The sequence below is a fragment of the Dechloromonas sp. TW-R-39-2 genome, from assembly GCF_016864195.1.
Taxonomy (GTDB): Bacteria; Pseudomonadota; Gammaproteobacteria; order Burkholderiales; family Rhodocyclaceae; genus Azonexus.
This window is the reverse complement of the sequence record NZ_CP045202.1, coordinates 2,353,132-2,370,433: the sequence shown is the minus strand read 5'-3', so window position 1 is coordinate 2,370,433 and position 17,302 is coordinate 2,353,132. Positions and strand designations below refer to the sequence as shown.

The following is a 17,302-nucleotide window of genomic DNA, read 5'->3' as shown; positions in this document are numbered from 1 at the left end:
GCTTAGGCGGCGTCAGCCAGGCCTTGGTAGGCGGCAGCGTCGAGCATCTTGTCGAGATCGGCAACGTTGTCCGGCGTCATCTTGAACAGCCAGGCGCTGTAGGCGTCCTGATTGACCGATTCCGGTGCGTCGGCCGCGGCTTGGTTCACTTCGGTGACGGTGCCGGCGATCGGGGCGTAGACGTCAGCCGCGGCCTTGACCGATTCAACGACGGCAATTTCCTTTTCGGCATCGAAATGGGCGCCGACTTCCGGCAGTTCGACGAAAACGAGGTCGCCGAGGGCTTCCTGAGCGTGGTCGGTGATGCCGACCGTGACGCTGCCGTCAGCGTTGAGCAGCATCCATTCGTGGGAGGCGGCGTACTTGAGGTTGGCGGGGACGTTGGACATGGTTTTCTCCTGAATGGGGGTAATTAAATGACTGCTTTGCCGTTACGGGCGAATACGGGTTTGGTGACTTTGGCCTTGAGTAGCTTGCCGCGGATGTCGACTTCGACTTCATCGCCGATGGCGACGCCAAGCGGCAGGCGGGCAAGGGCGATGGATTGCTGCAGTGTTGGTGAGAAACTACCTGAGGTAATTTCGCCATTGCCTTGTTTTGTAACGACTGTTTGATGGCCGCGCAATACGCCCTTGTCGAGCAGGATCAGGCCGAGGAACTGCTTTTGCTGGCCTGCCGCGGTCAACGCAGCTTTACCGACGAAATCGCGTTCGTCCTTCATGGCGACGGTCCAGCTCAGGCCGGCGTCGAGCGGCGAAACGCTTTCGTCCATGTCCTGGCCGTACAGATTCATCCCGGCTTCGAGGCGCAGCGTGTCGCGAGCGCCGAGGCCGCAAGGGGCAACACCGGCGGCGTTGAGCTTGTTCCACAGTGCTTCGGCTTCGCCGGCCGGCAGCATGATTTCGTAGCCGTCTTCACCGGTATAGCCGGTGCTGGCGATGAAATACTGGTCGACTTCAGCGGCAAAGAACGCCTTCAGGCCTTCGGTTACCGTCTTGGTCTGCGGCAGTACTTCCCAGACCTTGGCGCGGGCATTCGGACCTTGTACGGCAATGATGCCGAGCGGGTTATTGCCGTCGCGGCGCTGGGTGATGGTCACGTCCAGCTTCCATTCGGCGACCTTGGCCTGCATCCAGTCCAGATCCTTGAGTGCCGTGCCGGCATTGACCACGATGCGGAAACGCGTTTCGTTGATGAAGTAGATGATCAGGTCGTCAATCACGCCGCCGGCGTCATTGAGCATCGCGGCGTACAGTGCCTTGCCGGAAACCTGCAGCTTGGCCACGTCATTGGCGACCAGGCGGGAGAGGAACGGACGGCAATCGGCACCGACGACATCGACCGGGCACATGTGCGAAACATCGAACATGCCACAGTTGGAGCGTACGGCATTGTGTTCTTCGATCTGCGAACCGTAGTTGACCGGCATGTCCCAGCCGCCGAAATCAACCATCCGGGCATTCATTGCGCGATGCGCTGCATTTAAAACCGTTTTCTTCAGCATATCAATCCTTTACGAACATTTGTTAATGTCGAATCTAGAAACGGAAAAGGGGTGAAACGAAAGAACGAATCTTGCGTTTCACCCCTCTGTCCTCGATACCTGAGAGATTTGCCCCATCGGTGGGCGCTGTTAACGCCGCTCTCCAGAGTTTCGAAATGGCGAGCCATCTCGGTTCCATGGTCCTTTTGCCTGAGCGTTTTCGGGTGAAATTGCGCCTTCGGCGGCAGACTTAATCTGCGCTCTCCCATGGAACGGGAGGCACTATAGCGGGATGCATGGGGCGAGGCAACCTGCTGCACTGCACAAGGGTCTTGGCACCTTCGTGTTAAACTCGGCGATTACAAATGCAAACCAAGCCCGTGATTCCGACCAATTTCGATTTTCATAGCCATTCGGCCGTTTCCGATGGTTTTTTGCCGCCGCGTGAGGTGGCAAGACGGGCTGCGGCCAATGGCGTCGATCTCTGGGCTTTGACCGACCACGATACCTTGGGTGGTTTGGCCGAGGCGGCCGCTACGGCGGCCGAGGTCGGCATGGGTTTCGTCAATGGCGTCGAAATCTCGATCGAATGGCGCAACACGCCGATCCATATCGTCGGCCTGGGTTTCGATGCGCAGCATCCGGGGCTGAGCGGTGGGCTGGAAGCCTTGCGCCTTGGTCGCGTCGAGCGGGCGCAGCGGATGTCCGATGCGCTGGCGGCGATTGCCATTCCCGGCGTGCTGGAAGGTGCGATGCGCTATGCCGGCAATCCCGATCTGATCTCCCGCGCTCACTTTGCGCGCTACATGGTCGAAATCGGCATTGCCCGCGATGTGCCGGGCGTATTCCAGCATTATTTGACGCCGGGCAAGCCGGGCTATGTCGATCATCGCTGGGCTTCGCTCGAAGAGGCGATTGGCTGGATCAATGCGGCAGGTGGTGTGGCCGTGGTGGCGCATCCCGGTCGCTACAAGATGTCAGGCGGCGATATGCGCCGTTTTCTCGACGATTTCAAGGATCTGGGTGGGCAGGGGGTCGAAGTGACCTGCGGCAGCCATTCGCCCGATCACATCATGCATTTTGCCCGGCTGGTCCGGCATTACGCCTTCCACGCCTCGCGCGGCTCGGATTTTCACGGGCCGACTGAAAGCTATGTCGATCTCGGCAAGCTGCCGCAGTTGCCGGAAGATCTCAAACCCATCTGGCGTCTGGTTCGTTAATTTATGGCTCGTGTTGTCAATATTCATCCTGATTCACCGCAGCAGCGCTTGCTCGTGCAGGCGGCTGAATTCATTCGCAATGGCGCGCTGGTCGCGCTGCCGACCGACTCCTGCTACGCGTTGGGGTGTCATCTCGGTGACAAGGAGGCGATGGATCGCATTCGCCTGATTCGTCAGATGGACGATAGGCATCACCTGACGCTGATGGTGCGCGACTTGTCTGAAATCGCCCATTTCGCCCGCGTCGACAACGCCCAGTACCGCCTGCTGAAAGCCGCGACACCGGGCAGCTACACCTTCATTCTCGAAGGCACCAAGGAATTGCCGCGCCGCGTGCTGCACCCGAAGCGCAAGACCATCGGCCTGCGTGTACCTAATCATCCCGTGGCGCTGGCGCTGCTTGAAGAACTGAACGAGCCGCTGCTGACCACTACGCTGCAATTGCCGGGCGATGAGTTTCCGCTGACCGAAGGCTGGGAAATCCAGGATCGCCTCGAAGATCAGCTTGAATTGATTCTCGATGCCGGCCACTGCGGCACCGAGCCGACGACGATCATCGACCTGACCGGCACGGCGCCCGAGCTGATTCGTGCCGGACGCGGTCCGCTGGCACTTTTCGGGCTGGATTGAGAGGTAGACCGTGGAAAGCCTGATCCAGACCATCGCCATCTCGGCCTTGCCGGTGATTTTTGCCATCACCCTGCATGAGGCGGCACACGGCTATGCGGCGCGCCATTTTGGCGACCCGACGGCTTATCTGGCGGGTCGGATCACGCTGAATCCGTTGCGCCATATCGATCCGGTCGGCACCATCCTGATTCCGGCGATGATCCTGCTTTTTTCCGGCGGCTCGTTCCTGTTCGGCTACGCCAAGCCGGTGCCGGTCGACTTTGGCCGCCTGCGCCATCCCAAGCGCGACATGCTCTGGGTGGCGGCGGCCGGGCCGGCAGTCAACTTGCTGATGGCGTTGGGCTGGGCTGCGCTGCTCAAGCTGGCGGTCAGCGCACCGGAAAACCTGTATTCGCTGCCGCTGGCTGAAATGAGCCGGGTTGGCGTGCTGATCAATTGTGCGCTGATGGTGCTCAATTTGTTGCCGCTGCCGCCGCTCGATGGCGGGCGGATTGCGGTCAGTCTGTTGCCCTATTCGCTGGCCTGGAAATTTGCCCAGCTTGAGCGCTGGGGTTTCCCTATTTTGCTGGTCCTGTTGTTCACCGGTATCCTCGATGCCATCATGAATCCGCTGCTCGGTCTCGCGACGCGGATAATCCGAGCCATTTTCAGTTTCTAAATAAAGACTATGTACGCAGAACGTGTTCTTTCCGGCATGCGCCCGACCGGCGCCCTTCACCTCGGCCACTACCACGGTGTTCTCAAGAACTGGGTCAAGCTCCAGCACGAGCATCCCTGCCTGTTCTTCGTCGCCGACTGGCACGCCCTGACGACGCATTACGATAATCCGCAGGGTATCGAGCAGGCCAGTTGGGACATGATCATCGACTGGCTGGCTGCCGGGGTTGATCCCAACCAGGCAACGCTGTTCATCCAGTCCCGCGTTCCGGAACATGCCGAACTGCATCTGCTGATGTCGATGATGACGCCGCTCGGCTGGCTTGAACGCGTGCCGACCTACAAGGACCAGCAGGAGAAACTGGCCGGCAAGGATCTGACGACCTACGGCTTCCTCGGCTATCCGCTGCTGATGAGCGCCGACATCCTGATCTACCGGGCCGACAAGGTGCCGGTCGGCGAAGACCAGATTCCGCACGTCGAATTCACCCGTGAGCTGGCCCGTCGCTTCAATCACATGTACGGCCGCGAACCCGGTTTCGAGGACAAGGCACGCGAAGCAGTCAAGAAACTGGGCGGCAAGAAGGCGCGTTTGTATGAAGAGTTGCGTACGCGCTTCCAGCAAAATGGCGACAAGGAAGCCATCGAGCAGGCCAAGGCCATGCTCAATGAAATTCAGCATCTTTCTGCGGTCGACCGCGAAAGACTGTTCGGTTTCCTTGAAGGCACCGGCAAGATGATCCTGGTCGAACCGGGCTATCTGCTGACCGAAGAGTCGAAGATGCCGGGCCTGGATGGCCAGAAGATGTCGAAATCGTATGGCAACACGATCACCATGCGCGAATCCGAGGAATCGGTGACCAAGAAAGTGCGCAGCATGCCGACCGATACCAATCGCGTGCGCCGTACCGATCCGGGCGAGCCGACCAAGTGTCCGGTCTGGCAATTGCACCAGGTTTATTCGAACGATGCCTGCAAGGAATGGGTCCAGCAAGGTTGCCGCACGGCCGGTATCGGCTGTATCGAATGCAAGCAGCCAGTGATCGACGGCATTCTGCGCGAACAGGTGCCGATGCGTGAGCGGGCGCAGATGTATCTCGACGATCCGACATTGGTCAAGAACATCATTGCCGACGGCTGCGACAAAGCACGCGACCTGGCGCGCGAAACGATGCGCGATGTGCGCGAAGCGATGGGACTTGAGTACCACTGATGCTCGATAACATCGATATCGAGGCGCTGATCTGGATCGCCATCGGCTTTGGCGGCCAGGCGCTGTTCATGATGCGCTTCGTCATCCAGTGGTGGAGTAGTGAAAAGGCCAAGATGGTCGTCATACCGGTTTCGTTCTGGTATTTCAGCCTGGCTGGCGGCATCGTGCTGACCATCTACGCCATTCATCGCAAGGATCCGGTGTTCATTTTTGGTCAGGCGCTGAGCCTGATCATCTACGTGCGCAATCTGCATCTGCACTACAAAGGCAAGGGCCGCTCGGCCGCCTCGTGAGCATGAATACTGCGGTCGACGTGCCTGTTTCGGATCTTTTTGTTCCGGTTGCCCGCATTTATGGCGAGGCGATGCAGCACCTGCCGCAGGATCTCTACATCCCGCCGGATGCGCTCGAGATCATGCTCGACGCCTTCGAAGGCCCGCTCGACCTGTTGCTTTATCTGATCCGCAAGGCCAACGTCGATATTCTCGACATCCCGATGGCGCCGCTGACCCGGCAGTATCTCAGCTACATCGACAGCATGCAGGCGAGCAATCTCGAACTGGCGGCCGAATATCTGGTGATGGCGGCGATGCTGATCGAGATCAAGTCGCGCATGTTGCTGCCGCGCCCGAAGCTGGGTGATGGGGATGAGGCGGAAGATCCGCGGGCCGAGCTGGTTCGTCGCCTGATGGAATACGAGCAGATGAAAATTGCTGGCCAGAAGCTCAACGAACTGCCGCAAGCGGATCGTGAGTTCTTCTGGGTTGAAACGCTGGTTGAAAAATCGCTTTATGTGCGCTTGCCGGAAGTCTCGGTCGACGATCTCAAAGAGGCGTGGATGTCGGTGGTTCGTCAGGCAAAATTGACGAAAAACCATAAAATCAGCCGCGAAGAGTTGTCGGTGCGCGAACATATGGGCATCATTCTTCGCGTTTTGCAGGAGCGCGGCGGTTTTGTCCAGTTTGAAACGCTGTTTGATCCTGAAATGGGCGCCCCGAGTCTGGTCGTTCACTTTCTCGCCATGCTTGAACTGGCGCGCGAAAAGCTGGTCGAGATTACACAGACCGAATCCTTTCAACCCATTTACGTGAGAGTGCAGCAAGGTGGAACCGAGCCTAGTCAAGAAAGTGCTTGAAGCGGCCTTGCTCGCCGCCCGCGAGCCGATGACGCCGCTCGAGTTGCGCAAAATGTTCGACGATTCCTTGTCGACCGAGATGATCCGAAAATTGCTCGATCAGTTGCGGGCTGAGTGGGAAGATCGGCCGGTCGAACTGATCCAGCTGGCTTCCGGTTGGCGTTTTCGGACGCGGGCCGAGTATTTGCCGTATCTTGATCGCCTCAACCCTGAAAAGCCGCCACGCTATTCACGGGCGGTGCTTGAAACCCTGTCGATCATTGCCTATCGTCAGCCTGTAACCCGTGGCGATATTGAAAACATTCGCGGCGTTGCGGTCAGTAGCAACGTCATTAAAACCCTGGAAGAGCGAGGCTGGATCGACGTCGTCGGCCATCGCGAAACCCCCGGTCGGCCGGCACTGTTTGCCACGACCAAACAATTTCTCGATGATCTGGGCTTGCGTAGCGTCAGCGAACTGCCGCCGCTCGAACAAATCAGCCAGACACTGGAGCTGAACCATGAAATCTAAACGTACTCCGCTTCGTCCATCGCCCCAGAAGGGTGAGGGCGGTTTTGAAAAACGCAGCGAACGCGGTGTAGACCGCAAAAGCGATGCGCCGCGTGGCCGTGGGCCGCGTCCAGCGCCGGTCGAGGCGGGTGAAGCCGGCGAGGGTGCTCCGGTTGCAGCACCGGCTGCCGCGCCGCGTCGTCGTTCCGGGCCGCCGGCCATCGGTCGGGCCAATCGCGGCAATGTTGCACGCAGCGGCAAGCTGATCGCCGAAGCCAAGCCGGAGCGTCTGCAGAAGGTGCTGGCCCAGGGCGGTGTGGGTTCGCGTCGCGAAATGGAAGAGTGGATTGCCGCCGGCCGGATCAGCGTCAATGGCGTGACGGCTGTGCTTGGTCAAACCGTGATTCCGACCGACAAGGTCAAGATTGGCGGGCGTCTGGTCAATCTGCGCTTCACCAGCGCCCGGGTGCCGCGTATCGTGATGTATCACAAGCCGGAAGGTGAAATCGTTTCGCGCGACGATCCGGATGGTCGTCCTTCGGTCTTTTCGGCCTTGCCGCGGATTCGTGGCGGGCGCTGGATTGCGGTCGGTCGTCTCGACTTCAACACCTCTGGCCTGCTGCTGTTTACAACCTCTGGTGAGCTGGCCAACAAGCTGATGCATCCGAGCTCCCAGCTGGTTCGCGAATACGCCGTGCGTGTGCTTGGCGAACTGACCGACGAGGCGCAGAAGCAATTGCTTGCCGGGATCGAGCTTGAAGATGGTCCGGCCAGCTTTGCCTCACTGGAAGATGGTGGTGGGGAAGGGGCGAACCACTGGTATCGCGTGACTATTTACGAAGGCCGCAACCGCGAGGTGCGACGCATGTTCGAGGCGGTCAATTGCACGGTAAGCCGCCTGATTCGTGTTCGCTACGGGCCGTTCCAGTTGCCGCCGCAGCTCAAGCGCGGTCGTGTCCGTGAATTGACCGATGCCGAGGCCAAGCTTTTTGTTCGCGAACTGGACAAGGCCATTGCGCCGCCACTTCAGGATCCGGAGAGCGCATAAAGTCGGGGGATTCATTTACGGGAAGGGATAAACTCGTTATAATTCACGGGTTTGTTCCTCCCGCCATTTTTGGCGGGGCATCTTTTTTTTAATGAGGTGGGCGTTTCGCCCATTTTTTATTTGTGGCTATGGATTTAAATACGCTGCTTGAAACGACCGTTGTCGGTCTGGGTTATGAACTCGTCGATGTCGAGATGTCGCCGCGCGGCCGGACTATTCGTGTCTTTATCGATGCGCCGGGCAAGGCGACGGGGGTCGATGTCGAGGATTGCGCCAAGGTTTCCAACCAGTTGTCGCGTGTTTTCGAAGTTGAAAACTACGATTACGACCGTCTGGAAATTTCTTCGCCGGGCCTGGATCGGGTTGTCAAGAAGGCTGCTGACTTTGAGCGTTTTGCCGGTCAGGATATCCAGATCAAGCTGCGCATTCCGCATGCCGGTCGCCGCAATTTCCAGGGCGAACTGCTTGGTTGCAAGGATGGCAAGGTCGGTCTGCGCCTCGAAAAAGATGATGTGGAACTCGAATTCAATAATATCGAAAAGGCACGCATCGTGCCCCGATTCGACTGAAGGACTAGGAGGTTTTAGCCCATGAGCCGTGAACTGTTGCTGCTGGTTGATGCACTGGCCCGCGAAAAGAACGTCAATAAGGATATCGTCTTTGGTGCCCTTGAGCTGGCGCTCGCTTCTGCGACCAAAAAGCGTATCCATGATGAAGCCGATGTGCGCGTTGCTATCGACCGTAATACGGGTAACTTCGAGTCCTTCCGTCGCTGGCAGGTCGTGCCGGATAACGAATACGTCAACGAATACCTCGAAACACCGCTGTCTGAAGCCCAGAAGGAAGATCCGGAAATCGAAGCCGGTGATTCTCTCGAAGAAGCCCTTGAGCCGATCGATTTCGGCCGTATCGGCGCCCAGGCAGCCAAGCAGGTCATCTTGCAAAAGATCCGTGACGCCGAGCGCGAACAGATCCTGACCGACTTCCTGGATCGTAAGGAACATGTTGTTTCCGGCACCATCAAGCGCATGGAACGTGGCAACGCAATTGTCGAAGCCGGCAAGATCGAAGCCTTGCTGCCGCGTGACCAGATGATTCCGAAGGAAAATCTGCGGGTCGGCGATCGCGTTCGTGCCTACCTGCTGCGCATCGACCGCAACGCCCGCGGTCCGCAAATCATTCTGTCGCGTACTGCGCCGGAATTCATCATCCGCCTGTTCGACATGGAAGTGCCGGAAATCTCTGACGGTCTGATGGAACTCAAGGCTTGTGCCCGTGATCCTGGTCTGCGTGCCAAGATCGCCGTCAAGTCGAACGATCCGCGTGTCGATCCAATCGGTACCTGCGTTGGTTTGCGCGGTTCGCGCGTTACTGCCGTGCGTAACGAAATCGGCGGCGAAAACATCGACATCGTCCTGTGGTCGGCTGATCCGGCCCAGTTCGTCATCGGCGCACTGTCGCCGGCTGAAGTCTCTTCCATCGTTGTCGATGAGGAAAAGCACGTCATGGACGTGGTGGTGGACGAAGATAACCTCGCCATCGCCATCGGTCGCAGCGGTCAGAACGTTCGTCTGGCCTCCGAGCTGACGGGTTGGACGATCAACCTGATGACTCAGGATGAAGCCGGCAAGAAGTCCGAAGCCGAACATGCCGTGACCCGCATCATGTTCATGGAAAAGCTGGATATCGACGAAGAACTGGCTGACCTGCTGATCGACGAAGGTTTCTCGACCCTTGAGGAAGTGGCTTACGTGCCGCTCGCCGAAATGCTCGAAATCGACGGTCTGGACGAAGATATCGTCAACGAACTGCGCAACCGTGCACGCAATACCCTGCTGACCGAAGCCATCGTCACCGAAGAACAACTCGAGAATGTGGCCGACGATCTGATCGGTCTTGAAGGCATGAGCAAGGAACTGGCCGCCAAGTTGGCTGGCAATGGCGTCAAGACCCGTGATGATCTCGCGGAACTGGCGGTAGATGAACTCACGGAAATGACCGGCATCGACGAAGAGCGTGCCAAGGAAATTATTCTGAAGGCACGTGCTCACTGGTTTGAGTGAGCGGGAGGTAGCAAGTATGTCCGCAACAACTGTTTCTCAATTTGCCGTTGAACTGAAAATGCCGGTCGCGGCCCTGCTCGAGCAATTGGGCAAGGCCGGGGTTGGCAAGCAAGGCGCCGATGATTCGCTGACGGATCAGGACAAAAATCGTCTGCTCGACTACCTGCGCCGTGCGCACGGTGATGAGTCCAAGACCAAGATCACCCTGATGCGCAAGCAGACGTCCGAAATCAAGGCAACCGATTCGCATGGTCGGGCCCGTACTGTCCAGGTTGAAGTTCGTAAAAAGCGTGTTCTGGTCAAGCGTGAGCTGGGTGAGCATGCTGGTGACGCCATTGGCGAACTGGCAGACGAGTCCCATGAATTGCCAGTCGACGCTATCGTCGAAGTACCGGTTGTTGAAGCTGAACCGATTCCAGAGCCGGTTGTCGAGCCTGAGCCGATGCCGGAACCCGAGCCGGAGCCTGTGCCCGAGCCGGTTGTCGAGCCCGAACCGATTCCAGAGCCGGTTGCTGAAGTGGCGCCGGTTGAGGCTGTTGTTGAGACGCCTGCGGTGGTTGTTCCACCGACCCGCGCCCAGGTTATTGGTGAAGCCGAGCTGAAGGCGCGTGAAGAGCAGGATCGTCGCTATCGTCAATTGCGTGAAATTCAAGAGCGTGAGCTGAAGCAGAAGCAGGAGCGCGAAGCTGAACTGGTGCGTGCCCGTCAGCAGGCCGAAGCGGCGGCTGCCGCTGCCAAGGCAGCCGAGCTTGCCAAGCAGCAAGCTGCCGCCCTGGCCAAGGCGCAAGCGCCCGCTGCCGAAAAAGGTACCTTGCACAAGAAGCCGGATGCTCCGGGCAAGGATGCCAAGAAGGCTGGCGGTCGTGCCGATGATGGCAAGAAGAAGCCGGGCATCAAGACGCGTTCGTCCGATACCGGAAGTTCCTGGAAAGATGGTCGTCATGGCCACAAGAAGCATGGCAGCAAGGCCGATGACGGTCAGGGTAGCTTCCAGGCGCCGACCGAGCCGGTCGTGCGTGAAGTGCACATTCCGGAAACCATTTCTGTTTCTGATCTGGCTCACAAGATGGCCATCAAGGCGACCGAAATTATTCGCGCCATGATGAAAATGGGTTCGATGGTTACCATCAACCAGGTGCTGGACCAGGAAACGGCCATGATCGTGGTCGAGGAAATGGGCCACGTTGCGCTGGCTGCCAAGCTGGATGATCCGGATGCCTTCCTCGAAGACACCCAAGGCGTCGAGCACAAGGATGTGCCCGTATTGCCGCGTGCGCCGGTTGTTACTGTCATGGGTCACGTCGACCACGGCAAGACCTCGCTGCTCGACTACATTCGTCGCGCCAAGGTTGCGGCTGGCGAAGCCGGTGGCATTACCCAGCACATTGGTGCCTACCACGTTGAAACCGAGCGTGGCATGGTGACCTTCCTCGATACCCCGGGTCACGAAGCCTTTACGGCGATGCGTGCTCGCGGTGCCAAGGCGACCGATATCGTTATTCTGGTGGTTGCTGCCGACGACGGCGTCATGCCGCAGACGAAGGAAGCCATCCACCACGCCAAGGCAGCCGGTGTGCCGCTGGTCGTGGCGATCAACAAGATGGACAAGCCGGATGCCAATCCGGATCGCGTCAAGCAGGAACTGGTTGCCGAAGGCGTCATTCCTGAAGAGTACGGCGGCGATTCGCCGTTCGTGCCGGTTTCCGCCAAGAAGGGCATGGGCATCGACGAGTTGCTTGAGCAGGTTCTGCTTCAGGCAGAAGTGCTTGAACTGACCGCCCAGAAGGATGCGCCGGCCAAGGGCCTGATCATTGAAGCCCGTCTCGACAAAGGTCGCGGTGCTGTGGCCACCATGCTGGTTCAGTCCGGTACCTTGAAGCGCGGCGATGTCGTGTTGGCCGGTCAGGTTTTCGGTCGCGTTCGTGCCATGCTCGACGAAAACGGCAAGCCGATCAACGAGGCTGGTCCGTCCATCCCGGTTGAAATCCTTGGTCTGTCGGACGTTCCGGCGGCTGGCGAAGAGGCGATTGTCCTGGTCGACGAAAAGAAGGCTCGCGAAATCGCGCTCTTCCGTCAAGGCAAGTTCCGCGACGTCAAGCTGGCCAAGGCTCAGGCTGCCAAGCTCGAGAATATGTTCGAGCAGATGAAGGAAGGCGAAATCAAGACGCTGCCCCTCATCGTCAAGGCCGATGTGCAAGGTTCCCAGGAAGCCCTGGTGCAAACCCTGGCCAAGCTGTCGAACGAAGAAGTTCGTGTGCAGATCATTCACGGTGCCGTTGGTGCGATCAGCGAATCCGACGTCAATCTGGCGCAGGCTTCCGGCGCGGTCATTATCGGCTTCAATACCCGTGCCGATGCCAATTCGCGCAAGCTGGCCGAAACCTTCGGTGTCGATATCCGTTACTACAACGTGATCTATGACGCGGTCGACGAAGTGAAATCGGCTCTTTCCGGCATGTTGTCGCCGGAGAAGCGCGAGCAGGTTACCGGTATGGTCGAAATTCGCCAGGTCTTCATGGTTTCCAAGGTGGGTGCCATTGCCGGCTGTTACGTCCTGGAAGGTTTCGTCAAGCGCGGTTCCCGTGTTCGCCTGTTGCGCAACAACGTGGTTCAGTGGGACGGTGAGCTTGACTCGCTCAAGCGCTTCAAGGATGACGTCAAGGAAGTTCGCAGCAACTTCGAGTGTGGTTTGTCGCTCAAGAATAACAACGATATTCAAGAGGGCGATCAGCTCGAAGTGTACGAAATCCAGGAAGTGGCGCGTACGCTCAAATGAAGCGCGGGTTTCAACGTAGCGACCGGGTCGCGGAGCAAGTTCGCCGCGACCTCGCCGATCTGATTCGTACCGAGCTGAAGGATCCGCGTGTCGGCATGATCAGCCTGACCGAGGTCCAGCTGACGCCGGATTACGCCCACGCCAAGATTTTCTTCACGACGCTCAATGCCGAGCATCTTGAAGAAATCGAGCGTGGTCTGAAGCGGGCGTCGGGTTTCCTGCGTCGCGAACTGGGGCGCCGGATTCATATCCATACGCTGCCGGAGTTGCACTTCATTTACGATAACTCGCTCGAACGCGGGGCCAGCATGTCGGAACTGATCGACCGTGCTTCGGCCCTGAGCGATCAAACGCCGGACGACTGAGTTTTCATGCAAGTCAAGAAGACCTGGAAACAGGTCGACGGTGTGCTGTTGCTCGACAAACCGATCGGCCTGACCTCCAACGACGCGCTGCAAAAGGCGCGTCGTTTGTTTTCGGCTGCCAAAGGCGGCCATACCGGAACGCTCGATCCATTGGCAACCGGCCTTTTGCCGCTTTGCTTCGGTGAGGCGACCAAATTTTCGGCTGATTTGCTCGATGCCGACAAAACCTACGAAGCTATTCTGCAATTGGGTGTGACGACAGATTCCGGCGATGCTGACGGGGTGGTTTTGACCACTGCTGCGGTCAACGTCTCCGAGACCGATGTTTTGGCCGTCTTGCCCCGGTTTATTGGCGACATCCAGCAGATTCCCCCGATGCATTCGGCCCTCAAGCGTAATGGTCGGCCGCTTTATGAGTTGGCTCGCAAGGGTATCGAGGTTGAGCGCGAACCGCGTGCGGTGACGATTCACGGCATCGATATGCTGGGGCTGGAGGGTGATACCCTGAGCTTGCGTGTCAGTTGCAGCAAGGGGACCTACATCCGTGTATTGGCCACCGATATCGGTGGCTTGCTCGGCTGCGGGGCGCACTTGAAAGGCTTGCGGCGGACGAAGGTCGGTGATCTCGATCTACAAAACTCCGTGACCCTGGCCGAGCTTGAAGCGCTCGATGACGCCGGACGGGCAGGGCGCCTGCAGCCGGTCGATGCGCTGGTCAGCAGCCTGCCGGTGATTGCGGTCGAAGGTGAGGCCGAGCAACGCTTCCGGCACGGCAATCCGGTCGATTTGCCGGCCGGTTTGAGCGGCAAGATCCGCGTTTATGCGGCCGGATGTCTGATTGGCGTGGGTGAGCCGGGGTCCGATGGGCGGCTTTGGCCAAAACGTTTGGTACAACTCGCTGTAAAAGAGTTATAATTCAAGGCTTCCTGTCGCCAACAGGAAGTTTTTTTAACTGGCGCTGGCTCTATCAAACCGGGGCGGCGTCGTAACCATGAAAGAGAGTTTGAAATGGCATTCACTACTGAAGTCAAGGCTGCAATCGTTGCAGAATTCCAGCGCGCTCCGGGCGACACCGGTTCTTCCGAAGTTCAGATCGCTCTGCTGACCGCACGCATCAACGACCTGACGCCGCACTTCAAGGAACATTCCAAGGATCACCACTCCCGTCGTGGTCTGCTGCGCCTGGTTAGCCAGCGTCGCAAGCTGCTCGACTACCTCAAGGGCAAGGATGTTGATTCCTACCGTACCCTGATTACCCGTCTCGGTCTGCGCAAGTAAGCCAGAACGAAGCCACGAAAGAGCGGCCCGGATTTTTCCCGGCCGCTTTTTTCTTTTTTTGCAGTGCTGTTTGTTGTTGTCTATTGTAAGTTGTTGATAAATCGTTGTTTATTGTGTTGAGAGTGAAAGGAAACTATGTTTAATGTCGTGAAAAAAACGTTCGCTTATGGTGCCCATCAAGTCACCATCGAAACCGGCGAAGTTGCCCGCCAGGCTGGCGGTGCTGTTCTCGTTTCCATGGAAGAAACCGTGGTTCTGGTTACCGTTGTGGCTGCCAAAAGTGCCAAGCCGGGCCAGGATTTCTTCCCGCTGACCGTTGATTACCAGGAAAAAACCTACGCTGCCGGCCGTATCCCCGGTGGTTTCTTCAAGCGCGAAGGCCGTCCTTCCGAAAAGGAAACGCTGACCTGCCGCCTGATCGACCGTCCTATCCGTCCGCTGTTCCCGGAAGGCTTCTACAACGAAGTCCAGGTCATCGCCACCGTGATGTCCCTGAACCCGGAAATTGACTCCGACATCCCGGCCCTGATCGGCGCTTCTGCCGCCCTGGCCATCTCCGGCGTGCCGTTCAACGGCCCGATCGGCGCTGCCCGCGTCGGTTACATCGACGGCCAGTACGTCCTGTGCCCGACCCTGAGCCAGCTCAAGTCCAGCCAGCTCGACCTCGTCGTTGCCGGTACCGAAGCTGCCGTGCTGATGGTTGAATCCGAAGCCGATCAGCTGTCCGAAGAAGTCATGCTCGGCGCTGTCGTTTTCGGCCATACCGAAATGCAGAAGGCGATCAATGCCATCAACGAACTGGTTGAAGAAGCCGGCAAGCCGGAATGGGAATGGCAAGCTGCACCGAAGGACGAAGCGCTGGTTGCCAGCCTGACCGCCCTGGTCGGTGCCAAGCTCGAAGAAGCCTACAACATCACCGTCAAGCAGACGCGTAGCCAGGCCGTCAAGGTCATTCGCGCTGAAGCTGTTGCTGCCCTGTGTACCGGTGCCGAAGGCGCCCCGGACGAAAACACCGTTGGCAACCTGTTCCACGAAATCGAAGCTTCCATCGTTCGCGGCCGCATCCTCTCCGGTGCCCCGCGGATCGACGGTCGCGATACGCGCACCGTGCGTCCGATCACCATGCGTTCCGGCGTTCTGCCGCGCACCCACGGCTCGGCACTGTTCACGCGTGGCGAAACCCAGGCGCTGGCTGTGGCCACGCTCGGCACCAACCGCGATGAACAGATCATCGACGCCTTGGCCGGTGAATACCGTGACCGCTTCATGCTGCACTACAACATGCCCCCGTACGCCACCGGCGAATGCGGTCGTGTCGGTACGCCGAAGCGTCGTGAAATCGGTCACGGCCGTCTGGCCAAGCGCGCGCTGCTCGCCGTGCTGCCGAAGCCGGAAGATTTTTCCTACTCGATGCGTCTGGTTTCGGAAATCACCGAATCCAACGGTTCGTCCTCGATGGCTTCCGTTTGTGGCGGCTGTCTGGCGCTGTTGGATGCCGGCGTGCCGCTCAAGGCGCATGTGGCTGGTATCGCCATGGGCCTGATCAAGGATGGCAACCGTTTCGCCGTGCTGACCGATATCCTGGGCGACGAAGATCACCTCGGCGACATGGACTTCAAGGTGGCTGGCTCGACGACCGGTATTACCGCGCTGCAGATGGACATCAAGATCCAGGGCATCACCAAGGAAATCATGCAGGTTGCACTGGCCCAGGCCAAGGATGCCCGTATCCACATCCTGAACCTGATGCAGGAATCGGCTGCCGGTCCGCGTGAAGAGATGTCTGCTTACGCACCGCGTCTGTACACCTTCAAGATCAACCCGGAAAAGATCCGTGACGTCATCGGTAAGGGCGGTGCTGTTATCCGTGCCCTGACCGAAGAAACCGGTACGACGATCGACATCCAGGACGACGGCACGATCACCATCGCTGCGACCAGCGGCGAAGCTGCTGCTGCCGCCCGTTCGCGTATCGATGCGATCACCGCAGAAGTCGAGATCGGCAAGATCTACGAAGGTACCGTACTGAAGATTCTTGATTTCGGTGCCATCGTTTCCGTGTTGCCGGGCAAGGATGGTCTGCTGCATATCTCGCAGATCGCCCAGGAGCGTGTCAACAAGGTCGAAGACTACGTCAAGGAAGGCCAGATCGTTCGCGTCAAGGTTCTCGAAACCGACGACCGCGGTCGCGTCAAGCTGTCGATGAAGGCCGTTGCTGCAGAAGAGGGTGGCGCTGCCGCTCCTGCTGCTGCCCCGGAAGCTGCTCAGTAATAGCGTAGTCAGCGGGCCTGCTTCGGCAGGCTTCTGAAAAACAAAGGGCGCCGTAAGGCGCCCTTTGTTTTTGCGGTTCGGTGTAGGTCGACCGCAGGAATCAGCCGGGCGAATTACTTCGCCATCTGGCGTTCCTTCATTTCTTCCAGTGTCTTGCAATCAATGCACAGCGTGGCTGTCGGGCGGGCCTCCAGGCGCTTGATGCCAACTTCGACGCCGCATTTGTCGCAGAAGCCGTAATCGCCGCTTTCGATGCGTCCAAGCGTTTCATCGATTTTCTTGATCAGCTTGCGCTCGCGGTCACGGTTGCGCAATTCGATGGCGATATCGGTTTCCTGGCTGGCACGGTCGTTCGGGTCGGCAAAGACAGTTGCTTCGTCCTGCATGGTGTGTACCGTGCGGTCGATATCTTCACCCAATTCCTTTTTGAGTGTTTCAAGAATTTTGCGGAAATGCGCGAGTTGCTTCGCGCTCATGTACTCCTCGCCCTCTTTGGGTTCGTACGGGGGGAAATGTTTGTGGAGCAGCTCTTCTGCCATTTTGCTTGTGTGTCCCAGTTACGAAAAAGGCGATTAAATATCAGATTGGCGTAGTTTTCGCAAGAAAAGTTTGTTTCAAAAACATAGGCTCCTGATCTGGTGCGGATTTCGGGGTGGTGCTATAATGGAGTTCT

General features: G+C 58.3%; 18 protein-coding genes and 2 riboswitches. Of the genes, 15 read left to right on the top strand and 3 right to left on the bottom strand.

All coding sequences use genetic code 11. The annotated features are described in order from the left end of the window. Positions 1 to 2 precede the first annotated feature (2 nt). Both gcvH and gcvT read right to left on the bottom strand, forming a co-directional pair. Complete coding sequence (gcvH, locus tag GBK02_RS11440; RefSeq protein ID WP_203466796.1) at positions 3 to 389, bottom strand: glycine cleavage system protein GcvH; 387 nt, start codon at positions 387 to 389, stop codon at positions 3 to 5. Between the two features lie 23 nt (positions 390 to 412). Next, positions 413 to 1,504, bottom strand: a complete 1,092-nt coding sequence (gene gcvT / locus GBK02_RS11435; protein ID WP_203466795.1) for a glycine cleavage system aminomethyltransferase GcvT — start codon at positions 1,502 to 1,504, stop codon at positions 413 to 415. Positions 1,505 to 1,580: 76 nt separating this feature from the next. Further along, a riboswitch (glycine riboswitch) is annotated at positions 1,581 to 1,660 on the bottom strand. Between the two features lie 11 nt (positions 1,661 to 1,671). Next, a riboswitch (glycine riboswitch) is annotated at positions 1,672 to 1,761 on the bottom strand. An 87-nt stretch (positions 1,762 to 1,848) separates the two neighbouring features. On the opposite strand from gcvT, the gene GBK02_RS11430 reads away from it, so the two are divergent. The 15 genes from GBK02_RS11430 to pnp all read left to right on the top strand — a co-directional run bounded on the left by GBK02_RS11430 (position 1,849) and on the right by pnp (position 16,629). Then, positions 1,849 to 2,703 (top strand): 3',5'-nucleoside bisphosphate phosphatase, encoded by an 855-nt coding sequence (locus GBK02_RS11430; protein ID WP_203466794.1) that lies wholly within the window; start codon positions 1,849 to 1,851, stop codon positions 2,701 to 2,703. Positions 2,704 to 2,706: 3 nt separating this feature from the next. Next, the gene (locus GBK02_RS11425; RefSeq protein WP_203466793.1) at positions 2,707 to 3,333 is read left to right on the top strand and encodes an L-threonylcarbamoyladenylate synthase; all 627 of its coding nucleotides are present in this window, start codon (positions 2,707 to 2,709) and stop codon (positions 3,331 to 3,333) included. Positions 3,334 to 3,343: 10 nt separating this feature from the next. After that, positions 3,344 to 3,991: a site-2 protease family protein gene (locus GBK02_RS11420; RefSeq protein ID WP_203466792.1), complete on the top strand. Its 648-nt coding sequence runs from the start codon at positions 3,344 to 3,346 to the stop codon at positions 3,989 to 3,991. Positions 3,992 to 4,000: 9 nt separating this feature from the next. Next, positions 4,001 to 5,203: a tryptophan--tRNA ligase gene (locus GBK02_RS11415; RefSeq protein ID WP_203466791.1), complete on the top strand. Its 1,203-nt coding sequence runs from the start codon at positions 4,001 to 4,003 to the stop codon at positions 5,201 to 5,203. Next, entirely contained in the window at positions 5,203 to 5,496 is a 294-nt protein-coding gene (locus tag GBK02_RS11410; RefSeq protein WP_203466790.1) for a lipid-A-disaccharide synthase N-terminal domain-containing protein, read from the top strand. The genes GBK02_RS11415 and GBK02_RS11410 overlap by 1 nt, the downstream gene beginning before the upstream one ends. A gap of 2 nt (positions 5,497 to 5,498) precedes the next feature. Continuing rightward, the gene (locus GBK02_RS11405; protein WP_203469374.1) at positions 5,499 to 6,338 is read left to right on the top strand and encodes a ScpA family protein; all 840 of its coding nucleotides are present in this window, start codon (positions 5,499 to 5,501) and stop codon (positions 6,336 to 6,338) included. Between the two features lie 28 nt (positions 6,339 to 6,366). Further along, entirely contained in the window at positions 6,367 to 6,849 is a 483-nt protein-coding gene (gene scpB / locus GBK02_RS11400) for an SMC-Scp complex subunit ScpB (RefSeq protein WP_239003283.1), read from the top strand. Beyond that, a complete protein-coding gene (gene rluB / locus GBK02_RS11395) occupies positions 6,839 to 7,876 on the top strand; it encodes a 23S rRNA pseudouridine(2605) synthase RluB (protein ID WP_203466788.1) in 1,038 nt (345 codons plus the stop codon). The genes scpB and rluB overlap by 11 nt, the downstream gene beginning before the upstream one ends. Positions 7,877 to 8,004: 128 nt before the next feature. Next, positions 8,005 to 8,445 (top strand): ribosome maturation factor RimP, encoded by a 441-nt coding sequence (gene rimP / locus GBK02_RS11390; protein ID WP_203466787.1) that lies wholly within the window; start codon positions 8,005 to 8,007, stop codon positions 8,443 to 8,445. Between the two features lie 21 nt (positions 8,446 to 8,466). Continuing rightward, a complete protein-coding gene (gene nusA, locus GBK02_RS11385) occupies positions 8,467 to 9,939 on the top strand; it encodes a transcription termination factor NusA (protein ID WP_203466786.1) in 1,473 nt (490 codons plus the stop codon). Positions 9,940 to 9,955: 16 nt separating this feature from the next. Beyond that, complete coding sequence (gene infB, locus GBK02_RS11380; protein ID WP_203466785.1) at positions 9,956 to 12,715, top strand: translation initiation factor IF-2; 2,760 nt, start codon at positions 9,956 to 9,958, stop codon at positions 12,713 to 12,715. Further along, entirely contained in the window at positions 12,712 to 13,080 is a 369-nt protein-coding gene (rbfA, locus tag GBK02_RS11375) for a 30S ribosome-binding factor RbfA (protein WP_203466784.1), read from the top strand. The genes infB and rbfA overlap by 4 nt, the downstream gene beginning before the upstream one ends. A gap of 6 nt (positions 13,081 to 13,086) precedes the next feature. Beyond that, a complete protein-coding gene (gene truB, locus GBK02_RS11370; protein WP_203466783.1) occupies positions 13,087 to 13,995 on the top strand; it encodes a tRNA pseudouridine(55) synthase TruB in 909 nt (302 codons plus the stop codon). 93 nt (positions 13,996 to 14,088) lie between these two features. Continuing rightward, positions 14,089 to 14,358 (top strand): 30S ribosomal protein S15, encoded by a 270-nt coding sequence (gene rpsO, locus GBK02_RS11365; protein WP_203466782.1) that lies wholly within the window; start codon positions 14,089 to 14,091, stop codon positions 14,356 to 14,358. Positions 14,359 to 14,493: 135 nt separating this feature from the next. Beyond that, on the top strand, positions 14,494 to 16,629 hold the full coding sequence (pnp, locus tag GBK02_RS11360) for a polyribonucleotide nucleotidyltransferase (RefSeq protein WP_203466781.1): 2,136 nt from the start codon (positions 14,494 to 14,496) through the stop codon (positions 16,627 to 16,629). Between the two features lie 113 nt (positions 16,630 to 16,742). Here pnp and dksA read toward each other — a convergent pair whose 3' ends face one another. Beyond that, positions 16,743 to 17,168, bottom strand: coding sequence for an RNA polymerase-binding protein DksA (gene dksA, locus GBK02_RS11355; RefSeq protein ID WP_203466780.1), 426 nt, complete (start codon positions 17,166 to 17,168; stop codon positions 16,743 to 16,745). Positions 17,169 to 17,302: the final 134 nt, after the last annotated feature.